Annotated in this window: 11 protein-coding genes; 9 read left to right on the top strand and 2 right to left on the bottom strand. The window is 65.2% G+C overall.

Annotated elements, in window-relative coordinates:
* The first annotated feature begins 280 nt into the window (after positions 1 to 280).
* The 5 genes from PY310_RS10590 (at position 281) to PY310_RS10610 (ending at position 5,494) form a co-directional block, all read left to right on the top strand.
* A complete protein-coding gene (locus PY310_RS10590) occupies positions 281 to 1,612 on the top strand; it encodes a hemolysin family protein (protein WP_275214346.1) in 1,332 nt (443 codons plus the stop codon).
* Positions 1,609 to 2,679, top strand: a complete 1,071-nt coding sequence (locus PY310_RS10595; protein ID WP_275214347.1) for a hemolysin family protein — start codon at positions 1,609 to 1,611, stop codon at positions 2,677 to 2,679. Before PY310_RS10590 ends, PY310_RS10595 begins: the two co-directional genes overlap by 4 nt.
* Before the next feature lie 141 nt (positions 2,680 to 2,820).
* Positions 2,821 to 3,807 (top strand): metal ABC transporter solute-binding protein, Zn/Mn family, encoded by a 987-nt coding sequence (locus PY310_RS10600; protein WP_275214348.1) that lies wholly within the window; start codon positions 2,821 to 2,823, stop codon positions 3,805 to 3,807.
* Entirely contained in the window at positions 3,804 to 4,619 is an 816-nt protein-coding gene (locus PY310_RS10605; RefSeq protein ID WP_275214349.1) for a metal ABC transporter ATP-binding protein, read from the top strand. Before PY310_RS10600 ends, PY310_RS10605 begins: the two co-directional genes overlap by 4 nt.
* Positions 4,619 to 5,494 carry a metal ABC transporter permease gene (locus tag PY310_RS10610; protein WP_275214350.1) on the top strand — a complete coding sequence of 292 codons (876 nt, stop codon included), beginning with the start codon at positions 4,619 to 4,621 and terminating at the stop codon, positions 5,492 to 5,494. The genes PY310_RS10605 and PY310_RS10610 overlap by 1 nt, the downstream gene beginning before the upstream one ends.
* A 9-nt stretch (positions 5,495 to 5,503) precedes the next feature.
* Here PY310_RS10610 and PY310_RS10615 read toward each other — a convergent pair whose 3' ends face one another.
* A complete protein-coding gene (locus PY310_RS10615; protein WP_275214461.1) occupies positions 5,504 to 6,004 on the bottom strand; it encodes a Fur family transcriptional regulator in 501 nt (166 codons plus the stop codon).
* Positions 6,005 to 6,109: 105 nt separating this feature from the next.
* Here PY310_RS10615 and PY310_RS10620 point away from each other — a divergent pair, with 105 nt between their 5' ends.
* From PY310_RS10620 to PY310_RS10635, 4 genes are all read left to right on the top strand, one after another.
* Positions 6,110 to 6,766 carry an MBL fold metallo-hydrolase gene (locus PY310_RS10620; RefSeq protein ID WP_275214351.1) on the top strand — a complete coding sequence of 219 codons (657 nt, stop codon included), beginning with the start codon at positions 6,110 to 6,112 and terminating at the stop codon, positions 6,764 to 6,766.
* A gap of 6 nt (positions 6,767 to 6,772) precedes the next feature.
* A complete protein-coding gene (locus PY310_RS10625; RefSeq protein ID WP_419095469.1) occupies positions 6,773 to 7,639 on the top strand; it encodes a sulfurtransferase in 867 nt (288 codons plus the stop codon).
* 133 nt (positions 7,640 to 7,772) lie between these two features.
* Positions 7,773 to 8,927 (top strand): NAD(P)-dependent alcohol dehydrogenase, encoded by a 1,155-nt coding sequence (locus PY310_RS10630; RefSeq protein WP_275214352.1) that lies wholly within the window; start codon positions 7,773 to 7,775, stop codon positions 8,925 to 8,927.
* Positions 8,924 to 9,352 carry an HIT family protein gene (locus tag PY310_RS10635; protein ID WP_275214353.1) on the top strand — a complete coding sequence of 143 codons (429 nt, stop codon included), beginning with the start codon at positions 8,924 to 8,926 and terminating at the stop codon, positions 9,350 to 9,352. The genes PY310_RS10630 and PY310_RS10635 overlap by 4 nt, the downstream gene beginning before the upstream one ends.
* 24 nt (positions 9,353 to 9,376) lie before the next feature.
* Here PY310_RS10635 and hrpA read toward each other — a convergent pair whose 3' ends face one another.
* Complete coding sequence (gene hrpA, locus PY310_RS10640; RefSeq protein WP_275214354.1) at positions 9,377 to 13,336, bottom strand: ATP-dependent RNA helicase HrpA; 3,960 nt, start codon at positions 13,334 to 13,336, stop codon at positions 9,377 to 9,379.
* Positions 13,337 to 13,343: the final 7 nt, after the last annotated feature.

Below are 13,343 nucleotides of genomic sequence, written 5' to 3' on the forward strand. Positions count from 1 at the left end.
TCCGTGACCTCGCGGAAGGCCCAATCCGCTCCTGTAGACTGATCTCCTTATGGACAGTAAATCTAGGTGCCGGCCTGGGGGCTGTCAGCGGAGCATGAACCACAGCCTCGCGCAGTCCACCCGCAGAGCCGGCAAACCCCGAACACGCGCCCATCACTCTCTCCCGGTCCACTCCGGCGGAGCCTTAATGGAAACAGAGTCCGCTTCGGCCGACCATCCTCCGCCGGGCAGTTTCCCCCGGATCCAGTCCGCTTCCCCTGGCCAACAGGCGGGATGCTGAATGGAGTGGCTACTCCTCGCGGCAGGCCTCCTGCTGATTGCCGGCACCGGATTTTTTGTCGCCGTCGAATTTTCCCTGATTGCCCTTGACCAGGCCACCGTGCAAAAGGCGATCGATAACGGTGACACCGGTGCCGTTCCGTTGCTCAAGTGCCTGAAATCCCTTTCCACCCAGCTCTCCAGCTGCCAGCTCGGCATTACCCTCACCACACTGCTTACGGGCTACGTGATGGAACCGTCGGTGGGACGACTCCTTGAAGGCCCGCTGGCCGCCGTCGGCATTCCCGACGTCGCTGCTGCCTCCATTTCCCTGATCATTGCCATGGTGCTGGCCACGCTGCTGTCCATGCTCCTGGGCGAACTCGTGCCCAAGAACATGGCCATCGCGCTGTCCTTCCCGCTTGGCAAGGCGCTGGCGCGGCCGCAGCTGATCTTTACGGCCATCTTCAAGCCCGCCATCGTGGTGCTGAACGGCTTTTCCAACAAGGTCCTCAATGTCTTTGGCCTTGAGGCCAAGGAAGAGATTTCCGGTGCGCGGACCCCGGCGGAGCTTGCCTCCCTGGTGCGGCGTTCCGCCGCCATGGGAACGCTCGACGCCGGGACGGCGAACTTCGTGGCGCGTACCCTGAACTTCTCGGCCCGGACCGCCGCCGACGTCATGACCCCCCGTATCCGGGTGGAAACCATCGACGCCGATCAGCCGGTTTCGGACATCCTGGACGCCGCACGGCGCACGGGGTACTCCCGCTTTCCGGTCATCGGCGAGTCCGCCGACGACATCAGGGGCCTGGTCCACGTCAAGAAGGCCGTTGCCGTGCCGTGGGACCGGCGCTCCAAGCTGGAGGCCGGCGCCATCATGACGGATGTCCTCAGGGTGCCCGAAACCATCCACCTTGATGCGCTCCTGGCCGAGCTGCGGGAAGGGAACCTGCAACTCGCCGTCGTCCTCGATGAATACGGCGGAACCGCCGGCATCACCACCCTTGAAGACCTCGTGGAGGAAATCGTGGGGGAGGTGGCCGACGAGCACGACAAAGTGCGGCCGGGACTGCTGCAGAGCGCCTCGGGGGACTGGTATTTCCCGGGTCTGCTGCGGCCCGACGAACTCTTCGAACAGATTCCCGGACTCGCGGTCCCGGATGAAGCCGCTTATGAGACCGTGGGCGGGTATGTCATGAGCCAGCTGGGGCGCATCGCTGCCGTGGGGGATACCGTCCCGGTCGGTGGTGGCACGCTGAGCGTGACCCGGATGGACGGCCGGCGGATCGAACGGATCTGCTTCCACCCCGTTGCTCCTGAAGCTGGGCACCCGGACGACAGGAGTACCTCATGAGTGACTGGGCAGGCCTCGCCTGGCTGGTGGTCCTCCTGCTGGGCAACGCGTTCTTCGTCGGTGCCGAATTCGCGGTGATGTCCGCGAGGCGCAGCCAGATCGAACCTCTCGCGGACGCCGGTTCGAAACGGGCGCAAACCACGTTGCGGGCCATGGAAAATGTCTCGCTGATGCTGGCATGTGCGCAGCTGGGCATCACCGTCTGTTCACTGCTGATCCTGCAGGTGGCCGAACCCGCCATCCACCACCTGATGGCTGCGCCGCTCGAAGCGGTAGGGCTGCCGGTCGAGGCGGCCGATGTGGCGGCGTTTGCCATCGCCCTGATGGTGGTGACCTTCCTGCACGTGACGTTCGGGGAGATGGTGCCGAAGAACATCTCCGTCTCGGTGGCGGACAAGGCGGCCTTGCTGCTCGCGCCGCCGCTGATGTTTGTGGCCCGCCTGGTGAACCCGGTCATTTTCGCGCTGAACTGGACCGCCAACCACATCCTCAAACTCCTGCGGATTGAGCCCAAGGACGAGGTGACTTCTTCCTTCACCCTCGAAGAGGTCCAGTCGATCGTGCAGGAATCCACCCGCCACGGGCTGGTGGATGACGACGCAGGGCTCATCACGGGTGCGCTGGAGTTCTCCGAATATACGGCGGAGGACATTATGGTCCCGGTGGAGAAACTGGTCATGCTGAAGGAGAGCACCACCCCGGTGGAGTTTGAAAAGGCTGTCAGCCGGACCGGTTTCTCCAGGTTCCCGATGGTGGACGAGGACGGCATGCTGTCCGGCTACCTGCACGTCAAGGACGTGCTCTCCATTCCGGACGAGGACTACCAGCACCCGATTGCGGAGAGCAGGATCCGCTCCCTGGCGAACCTGTCCTTGGGCGATGAGGTTGAAACGGCCATGTCGGTCATGCAACGGACCGGTTCGCACCTCGCCCGGGTCATCGGCGCAGACGGCCAGACCCACGGTGTGCTGTTCCTGGAAGACGTTATTGAACAGCTTGTGGGGGAGATCCGGGATGCCACCCAAGCCACCGGAATCAGGCGGCTCGGCCAACCGAACGGCACTTAAACGCCGCCGCGGGAGGGCCGGCTGTGGTGCCGGGACGGGAACACTGGTTTCCGTCCCGGCATATCTAAATAGGAATCATTCCCATTTAGCGTTAGGGTTGGGGAAGTCGTTAGAATTCAGCCCTGTTGATTTGAGGTTTCCGTGCGCCACCCCGCAGCCATCCGAACGTCACTTGCCGCGCTCGCGGGCCTCAGCCTCCTGCTGACGGCGTGCGGGGCCGGTGGCGGCGCACCGTCGAAGTCCCAGGGCTCTGCTGACTCGCCCGGCGTGATCAACGTTGTGGCGTCAACCAACGTTTACGGCGACATTGCCGGTGCAATCGGCGGCAATAAAGTGAACGTCACCGCCATCATCACCAAGGCCAGCCAGGACCCGCATTCCTATGAAGCCACAGCTCAGGACCGGCTGGCGATCTCCAAAGCGGAATTGGTTATCGAGAACGGCGGCGGCTACGACGCATTCCTCCACAAGATGGCCGATGACAGCAATATCGGGCACAACAACATCCTCACGGCAGTGGAGGTGTCCGGCCTGGCCCCGGAAGAGGGCCACACCGGGTCGGCCCCGGCCACCGATGCACACGACCATCAGCACGGTGCGTTCAATGAGCACGTCTGGTACAGCCCGGACGCCATGGTCAAGCTGGCAGATTCCCTGGCGGCCCGAATGGGCGAACTGGAGCCCGGATCTGCCGCTGAGTTCAACGCCAACGCGGCAGCCTTCAAATCCGGCGTGGACGGACTGAACGCCAGGCTCGCCGCGCTTAAGGCCAAAATCGACGGTGCACCGGTGGCGGTGACGGAGCCGGTACCTCTGTATCTCCTCGAAGCTGCGGGGCTGAAGAACAGCACCCCGGAAGAGTACACAGCGGCCATTGAAGAAGGCTCCGACGTACCGCCCGCAGTGCTGAAGGCAGCCACCGAACTGGCCGGATCCAAAGACATCAGGTTCCTTGCCTACAACGATCAGACAGACGGTCCCCAAACGGAAGTCCTGAAGAAGGCTGCCCAGGCGGCCGGGGTCCCGGTGCTGGATTTCAGTGAGACCCTGCCTGAAGGCAAGACGTACCTGCAGTGGATGACGGACAATGTGGACAACATCAGCAAAGTTTTGGAGAAAAATAGGTGAAACCGGTGGTGAGCCTCCGCGGGGCGTCCCTGCAGTTCGGCAAACGCACGCTCTGGGAGGATCTCGACCTGGACATCAGGTCCGGCGAGTTCTTCGCCGTCCTGGGCCCCAACGGCAGTGGAAAGACGAGCTTCCTGAAGGTGCTCCTGGGCCTTCAACGCCTGCAGGCCGGCACTGCCACCCTGGGGGACCGGCCGGTGGAACGCGGAAGCAGCCTGATCGGCTACATCCCGCAGCAGAAATCGTTCGCGCCGGACACGCCTATGCGGGCCCGCGACTTGGTGGGGCTCGGGGTGGACGGCCACCGTTGGGGCGTTCGCCTGGGCGCGTCCCGGGTCAACCGCCGGATCGATGAGCTCCTTGACCTCGTCGGGGCAACTGACTACGCCAAGGTACCCGTCGGACAGCTCTCCGGCGGCGAGCAGCAGCGCCTCCGCGTGGCCCAGGCCCTGGCCACCGATCCCAAGGTCCTCCTGTGCGACGAGCCGCTGCTGTCACTGGACCTGCACCACCAGCAGGCCGTCAGTGCCCTGATCAACAAACAATGCCATGAGCAGAACAGTGCCGTGGTCTTCGTGACCCATGAAATCAACCCGGTCATCGACTACGTTGACCGGGTGCTGTACCTGGCCGGGGGCCGCTTCATGGTGGGAACCCCGGAGGAGGTCATGACCACGGAGGTCCTCTCGGAACTCTACGGCAGCCACGTGGAAGTCATCCACGCGAACGGACGCATCGTCGTCGTCGGCCTCCCGGACGCCACCACCCACCACCACGACGATGTCCATGCAACGGCGGGGGAGGTGGCCTGATGGACGCTGACAGCATCATCGCCGCCATCTTCAGTTTCGATAACTATGGCGAACTCCTGGCACTCGTCCAGAACTCGATCTGGGCGGGCGCCGTCCTGGGGCTGCTCGGTGGCCTGATGGGAACCTTCGTGATGAAGCGGGACCTGGCCTTCGCCGTCCACGGCATCTCCGAACTCTCCTTCGCCGGCGCGGCCTTTGCCCTGCTGATCGGCGCCGACATTGTGTTCGGTTCCCTGATCGGCTCGGTGGCGGCGGCTCTGCTCCTGGGCCTGATGGGGGTCAGGGCGCGGGACAAAAACTCCATCATCGGCGTGATCATGCCCTTCGGCCTGGGCCTGGGGATTCTGTTCCTTTCCCTTTACCAGGGCCGCGCCGCCAATAAATTCGGCCTGCTGACCGGACAAATCGTTTCGGTCGATACAGTTCAGCTGCAGGTCCTCGCCGGCGCTGCCGTGGTGGTCATCGCGGCTCTGGTGCTCATTTGGCGGCCGCTGAACTTCGCCAGTGTGGACCCGGAACTGGCCGAGGCCCGCGGCGTGCCCGTCCGGACCCTGGGAATCGTCTTTATGGTGCTGCTGGGTGTGAGCGTTGCGCTGTCCATCCAGGTGGTGGGGGCGCTACTGGTGCTGGCGTTGCTCATTACACCGGCGGCGGCCGCACTGCGGGTGACGTCCTCCCCCGTGGTCCTGGTGGTCCTGAGCGTCATCTTTGCCGTCACGGCCACGGTGGGCGGGATCCTGCTTGCGCTGGGCGGACGCATCCCGATCAGCCCCTATGTCACCACCCTGTCATTCCTGATCTACGTGGTGTGCCGGATTATCGGCGGCGTCCGTGCCAACAAGGGGATCGACGGGCGGTTGGTGCGCGCCGCCTGATCCGGGGTGTCAGAGATTGCCGGCGGCCCTCAGGGCAGTGCATTCGGGGCAGAGACCGAAGATCTCCACGGTGTGCGCGGCCTCGGTGTAGCCATGTTCCGCGGCGGTCCTGGCCGCCCAGGTTTCCACCGCCGGTGCCTCCACCTCCACAGCCTTGCCACAGTTGCGGCAGAGCAGATGGTGATGGTGCACGGTCACGGCACAGCGCCGGTAGACCGCTTCGCCCTCGCCGTTGCGCAGCACATCCACCAGGCCGTCGTCGGCGAGTGACTGCAGGATCCGGTACGCCGTTGCCAGCGACACCGAGACGCCCTTGCCCTGCAGGATGCGGTACAGCTCCTGGGTGCTGACGAAATCGTCCAGTTCGTCCAGTGCGGTGCTGACCGCCACGCGCTGCTTGGTGACGCGCTGCTCCTTGCCGGCGGTGGACGGCGCCCTGCCCAGGGCGTTGGTGCCGACGCCGGAGGGAGCGTTCGACGGCGTCGCATCAGCTTTGGTGCCGAACGGCATGGACGTACTCGCTTCCCTGAGGGACGGTGGCAAACATCAAGATTACCAGCCGGCGCCACGAGGCCGGGTCTTGGAAGTCCCGGATGCGGAACCTAGGCTGGCGCTATGAAGCTGACAAAGTACACGCATGCCTGTATCCGGCTCGAGAAGGATGGAAAGGTCCTGGTCCTTGATCCGGGCACATTCTCTGAGTCAGCCGAGGCCTTGGACGGCGCGCACGCCGTGCTGATCACCCATGAGCATCCGGACCATGTGGACGTCCCGGCCATGACCCGGGCGCTGGAAGCCCCGGCCGACCTGGCCGTTTTCGCTCCGGCCGGCGTTGCCGCAACGCTGCAGGAGGAAGCACCGCAGGCTGCCGAGCGGATCCATCCGGTGGAACCTGGCTCTACGTTTGATGCCGCCGGCTTCGAGGTTCGCAGCTTCGGCGGCCAGCACGCGCTGATCCACCCGCAGATCCCCCTCGTGGCCAATATCGGTTACCTGGTGGACGGGAATGTCTACCATCCGGGGGATTCGTTCATTGTCCCGGACGGACTCAGTGTCCGGACCCTCCTGGTCCCCATCCACGCGCCGTGGAGCAAAGCGGCCGAGGTGGTGGATTTTGTTGTCAGCGTCCGGGCTCCGCGGGCCTTCCAGATTCATGACGGCCTCTTGAACGAGACGGGCCTGAAAATGGTCGAAGGGCACGTTTCCCGGTTGGGTGGGAAATATGGCACCAAGTTCGCGCACCTTGCGCCGCGGGAATCGGTGGAGGTTTAGAACTGCATGCCGAACAGCGCAGAGGTCTTGATGGACGTTCCGGGCCTGCATTCCCTGCTGGACGCGGACCGGCATGTGGTTCTGCTCGATGTCCGATGGTCCCTGGGGGACCCGAATGGCCGGCAACACTACCTTGAGGGGCACCTTCCCGGTGCTGTTTTTGTGGACCTGGACACGGAGCTTGCAGCACCTCCGGCTCCGGCGCGCGGCCGGCACCCCCTGCCGCGGGCGTCGCAATTCCAAGCCAGCGCCAGGCGCTGGGGAATCAGCGCCGGTGACGTGGTGGTGGCGTACGACAACAGCGGCAATCTGGCCGCAGCCCGTGCCTGGTGGATGCTGCGCAGTGCGGGCTTTCCGGACGCTTACCTGCTCGACGGCGGTCTGGCTGCCTGGCAGCGCGCCGCGCTTCCGCTGGAATCCGGCCCTGTTGATCCGGTGCCAGGGGATGTTTCCTTTACGGGGACGGGCATGCCGGCGGTAGATCTTGCCGCAGCGGCGGGCTGGCCCGGCACCGGCATCCTGCTGGACGCCCGGGCGGGCGAGCGGTACCGCGGCGAGGTGGAACCCGTGGATCCGCGGGCGGGGCACATTCCGGGTGCCGTGTCCGCTCCCACCGCCGAGAACCTGGACGAAGCGGGGCGCTTCCTGCCGGCGGCCGAGCTGCGGCGGCGATTCCGGGACCTTGGAATCCGGGAGGACGTCCCGGTGGCCGTCTATTGCGGTTCCGGGGTAACGGCCGCCCACGAGGTGGCCGCCCTGGAAATCGCAGGATTCCGCGCCGCCCTCTATCCGGGGTCCTTTTCGGAATGGTCGAACAATCCCGATCTCCCGGTGGCAACCGGAGCGGCCCCGGGGAGGCCGGCCCGAACGTAACGGCTCGGACGTAACGGCTCGGACGTATTGGCCGGAACGTAGCGGCCGGAATGATGACGGACGGAATGATGACGTGGCGGCCTGGCGCGCTTCAAGTGGAAAAGCCCCGGCCTGCGGGGGTAGCGTCGCAGGTATGACCCCAGGACGCCCCGTACCGCCACCCCTTGCCCGCCCCGTGCTGCCTGCCGACACCGGTGTGCCCGATTCCGGTGCCGGCCTGCTGGCAGCCGCGTATGGTGCGGCCTCCGCGGACAGCGGGCTGGTGCCCCTCACCGTGGCCCGCCGCGCCCCCAAAGCGGACGACGTGGAGATCGCCATCGAATTCTGTGGACTGTGCCATTCAGACGTGCACGCCACGCGCGGCGAATGGGGCGCCAGGAATTATCCCTTGGTGCCCGGCCACGAGATCGTGGGAACGGTGAGCCGCGTGGGCTCTGCCGTGGAGGATTTCGTGCCGGGCGACCGTGTGGGCGTGGGATGCATGGTTGACTCCTGCCGGGAATGCGATAGCTGCCTGGACGGCCTGGAGCAATACTGCGAAGTGGGCATGACCGGAACCTACGGCGGCAAGGACTCGCGCAACGGTGACGCCATGACCCAGGGCGGCTATTCATCCTCCGTAGTGGTGGACCGCCGCTACGTGCTCAGAGTGCCCGCGAACCTTGACCCCGCCGCCGTCGCGCCGTTGCTCTGCGCTGGAATCACCACCTTCTCACCGCTGCGGCACTTCGACGTGGCGGAAGGTGACGTGGTGGGCGTGGTGGGCCTCGGCGGGCTCGGCCACATGGCCGTGAAACTTGCCAAGGCCATGGGAGCCGTGGTCAAAGTCTTCACCACCTCCGAAACCAAAGTGGCGGCTGCCCTTGAGCTCGGGGCCGACGAGGTCATCCTCTCCCGGGATGAGGACGCCATGGCGGCCGCCGACCGCAGCATCGACCTCATCATCGACACCGTGGCCGCGCCGCATGACCTGAATCCGTATTTCCGCACCCTGCGCGTGGATGGTGCGCTGTTCCAACTGGGGCTGCCGGCGGAGGCAATGCCTCCGGTCAACCCGAGATCGCTGATGCGGCGGCTCGCATATGCCGGCTCAATGATTGGTGGCATAGCCGAGACACAGGAAATGCTGGACTTCTGTGCTGAACACAACGTGGTGGCGGACATCGAAATGGTCTCCGCCGACCAGCTGAATGAGGCCTACCACCGGATGGTGGCGGGCGACGTCAAGTACCGTTTTGTGCTGGACACCAGCACCTTGCAGGCCCCGGCCGAGGAGGCAGACGCATGAGCACCCTGTTCACGAAGATCATCAATGGCGAGATCCCCGGACGCTTCGTCTGGCGCGAGCCGGACGTCGTGGCGTTCCTGACCACAGGCCCGCTGGCGGACGGACACACACTGGTGGTTCCCACCGAAGAGGTGGACCGCTGGACCGACGCCGCACCGGAAACCCTCGGGAAGGTCATGGAAGTGGCCCGGCGGATCGGTGCCGTCCAGCTGGACATTTTCCCGGCCGAGCGGGCCGGCCTGATTGTTGCAGGCTACGAGATCAACCACATGCACGTCCATGTGTGGCCGTCGCGGAGCATGGCCGACTTCGACTTCGCCTCCGTGGATCACAACCCGGACCCGGCCGTTCTGGACGCCAACGCGGAGAAGCTGCGTGCGGGGCTCCGGGCGGCCGGCTACGGGGACTTCGTTCCCGAAAGCTAGGCCCTCACCGGTTGTCCGGAAGGCTTAAGCCGGCGCCAGTGCCTTATTCAGGACCGCCCTGATCCGCTTTTCGGAAACCGAATAGGCGGTTCCGAGCTCGACAGCGAACAGGCTCACGCGAAGTTCCTCGATCATCCAGCGCACCTGGGTGAGCTCGGCACCGGCCCGCCGGCCCGGCAGCAGTGCGGACACGGCGTCGTCGTAGTCGTCCTCCAGCCGCTGGACCGCGGCCATGTTCAGGGCATCCCGCTGGACGTTGCCGGGCAGGCGCTCGAGGCGTTTCTCGATGGCCGCGAGGTACCGGGGGAGCTGGCTTAGCTGGGCGAATCCGGTGCGCGCCACGAAACCGGGAAACACCAGTTGCTCGAGCTGGCTCTTGATGTCGTTCAGCGCGCTGATCAGTGCCAGGCTCGTGGTCCCCTTGAGCTGCTTCTCGATCCGCCGGGTGCTGGCCAGGATGCGCTCCACCACAGCCGTCACGCTGAACACAGTGTCGATGAGTTCCGCGCGGACCTGCTCGTAGAGCGCGTCAAAGGACTCACGGTCCCAGGGGACATCGGCCGGGGTCAGCTTGTCCACGGCAGCCAGGACACAGTCGGCGATCAGTGCCGAGACCGAACCGTGCGGGTTTTGGCTGAAGGTCAGTTTTTCGGTGTTGTTGAGGTGTTCGAGCACGTAGCGGTCCGGCGCGGGAACACGCAGCGCGAGGAGCCGGATGACGCCGCCGCGCATGGCCGCCAGCTGTTCAGAGGAGGTCTGGAACACGCGCAGTGCCACCGAGGTTCCTTCATCCACCAGCGCCGGATAGCCGGTGACGGTATGGCCGTTGACCGTGTTGCTGACCTGCCGCTGTATGGTGCCGAAGGTCCATGAGGTCAGTCCGCCCTGTTCCCTGAAGCCCGTCCCGCGACCGGTTGCCGGGGTTCCGGCACCCGTCGCCGCGGGGGAGGTCCCGCCTGACTTTTCTGCAACTGCCGGATTGTTCCGTGATGGCGGTGCGGTGGTGGCGGGAGTTGCTCCCAGGGATTCTGCGATGGCGCGGCGCGTTGCCGGCGCCAGGCGTTGCTGGAGGGCGGCGAGGTCCTTCCCCTCGTCCAATACCCTGCCTTTGCTGTCCACGACCTTGAAGCTCACCCGCAGATGCGAGGGAACGGCATCCCAGTTCCAGGACCCCGGCGGAATGACCTGGCCGCGGATTCGGCGCAGGGCAAGTTCCAGCGATGCTTCCAGCTCGTCGCTCGCCGGGTCAAAGTCCGCCTCGAGGGCGGCCACGGCCTGGCGGGCGACGTCCGGGGCCGGGACAAAGTTCTTGCGGATCTGTTTGGGCAGGGATTTGATGAGCGCCGTCACCAGTTCCACGCGCTGGCCGGGGATCAGCCAGCGGAAGGCCTTGTCGTCCAACTGGTTGAGGAAGAGCACCGGCACCTCGGCTGTGACGCCATCGGAGGGATTCGGCGGCGAGCCGGGCGCAACAGGGTGGAACTCGTAGGTCAGCGGCAGCTCGAAGCCCTTGTGCAGGAGGGTCTTCGGGTACGCGGCTTCGTCCAGGTTGTCGGCTTCGTCGTTGAGCAGCAGCGACTTGTCGTAATCCAGCAGGTCCGGGTTCTGCTGCCGGGCTTCCTTCCACCATTTGTCGAAGTGCCGCTCGGACACCACATCCGGGCCGATCCGGGCGTCATAGAACTCGAACAGTGTTTCGTCGTCCACCAGCAGATCCCGGCGGCGCATCCGGGCCTCAAGCTCTTCCACTTCGAGCAGCAGGGCACGGTTGCGGTGGAAGAACTTGTGGTGGGTTTTCCAATCGCCCTCCACCAGGGCATGCCGGATGAACAGCTCGCGGGCGAGTACCGGGTCCACCCGGCTGTAGTTGACCCGGCGCTGGGGAATGATGGGCACGCCGTAGAGCGTGACCTTCTCGTACGCCATGACGGCGCCCATTTTGGTGGACCAGTGGGGTTCGCTGTAGCTGCGTTTAACCAGGTCCGGCGCCACCTGCTCGGCCCACACGGGATCAAACTTGGCGGCGACCCTGGCCCACAGCCGGCTTGTTTCCACCAGTTCGGCAGCCATCACGAAGGTGGGGGACTTTTTGAACAGTGCCGACCCGGGGAATATGGCGAACCGGCTGCCGCGCGCGCCGGCGTACTCGCGCTTGCGGTCATCGAGGATGCCGATGTGGCTCAGCAGCCCGGAGAGCAGGCTGATGTGGATGCCTTCGTTATTGCCCACCGGATCTGCGAGGCGTTTGTTGTCCAGGCTGATGCCCAGCGGCCGGGCCAGTTGCCGGAGCTGGGCGAACAGGTCCTGCCATTCCCGGACCCGCAGGTAGTTGATGAACTCGTTGCGGCAAAGCCGCCGGAACTGGGTGGAAGAGAGCTCCTGCTGCTTTTCCTGAATGTAGTTCCACAGATTCAGGAAGCCGGTAAAGTCCGAGTTCTCGTCGCGGAAACGGGCGTGCTTCTCCGCCGCGAGCTGTTGTTTGTCCGTCGGGCGTTCGCGGGGGTCCTGGATGGTCAGCGCCGCTGCCAGGATCATCACTTCACGCACGCAGCCGCGCTTGCCCGCCTCGACGATCATCCGGCCCAGCCGCGGGTCCACCGGCAGCTGGGCAAGCTGTTGCCCGACGGCGGTCAGCCCGCCGCTCTTGGCGTCTCCGGCCCGCACGGCACTTAACGCGCCGAGTTCACGCAGGAGCGTGACGCCGTCGTTGATGGCACGCGAATCCGGCGGCTCCACGAACGGGAAGTTTTCGACGTCCTTGGGACCGCGGGCCACGCCCATGGCGGTCATCTGCAGGATGACGGCCGCGAGGTTGGTGCGCAGGATCTCGGGGTCGGTGAAGAGCGGCCGGGACTCGAAGTCCTCTTCCGAGTACAACCGGATGGCGATGCCGTCGGATACACGGCCGCAACGGCCCGACCGCTGGTTGGCGGAGGCCTGGGACACCCGCTCGATGGGAAGGCGCTGCACCTTGGTGCGGTGTGAATAGCGCGAGATGCGCGCGGTGCCGGTGTCAATGACGTACTTGATCCCGGGAACGGTCAGGGAGGTCTCGGCCACGTTGGTGGCCAGCACAATGCGCCGCCTGCTGCCCGGGTGGAACACCTTGTGCTGTTCCTGCAGGCTGAGCCGGGCGAAAAGCGGCAGGACCTCGGTGCCGGCCAAGCGGCGGTTGGACTGGATCCTCGCCTGGAGCGCGTCTGCGGCGTCGCGGATTTCGCGCTCGCCGGAGAAGAAAATCAGGATGTCGCCCAGCGCTTCGCCCGCAAGTTCGTCCACGGCGTCGCAGACGGCGTCGAGCGGATCACGGTCCTCCTCGAGTTCGTCATCCGAGGAGGTGTCTTCATCATCTCCGGTTACGGCCCCGCCGGCAGGCTGGGACAGGGGCCGGTACCGGATTTCCACCGGGAAGGTGCGCCCCGAAACTTCGATGATGGGGGAGGGCGTCTCCTCGGAGCCGAAGTGCTTGGCAAAACGCTCCGGATCGATGGTGGCGGAGGTGATGATGATCTTCAGATCGGGACGCTGCGGGAGGATGCGCTTGAGGTAGCCGAGGATGAAGTCGATGTTCAGGCTGCGTTCGTGTGCCTCGTCAATGATGATGGCGTTGTATTTGCGCAGCAGTTTGTCACGTTGGATCTCGGCAAGCAGGATGCCGTCCGTCATCAGCTTGACCTTCGTGGACCGGCCGACCTCGCCGGTGAAACGCACCTGGAAGCCGACTTCCTGCCCAATCTCCACGCCCAGTTCCTCAGCGATGCGCTCCGCAACGGTGCGCGCCGCGAGCCGCCGGGGCTGGGTGTGACCGATCAGGCCGTTATCGCCCAGGCCCAGTTCGAGGCACATTTTGGGGATCTGGGTGGTCTTACCCGAACCGGTCTCGCCGGCAATGATGGTCACCTGGTTCGCTGCAATGGCAGCCATCAGGTCCTCGCGGCGCTCGGAGACGGGCAGCTCAGCGGGATAGGAGATATGAAATGTCATGGCTGCA

Origin of the sequence: Pseudarthrobacter naphthalenicus (assembly GCF_029076445.1) — a bacterium.
GTDB classification, from domain to species: domain Bacteria; phylum Actinomycetota; class Actinomycetes; order Actinomycetales; family Micrococcaceae; genus Arthrobacter; species Arthrobacter naphthalenicus.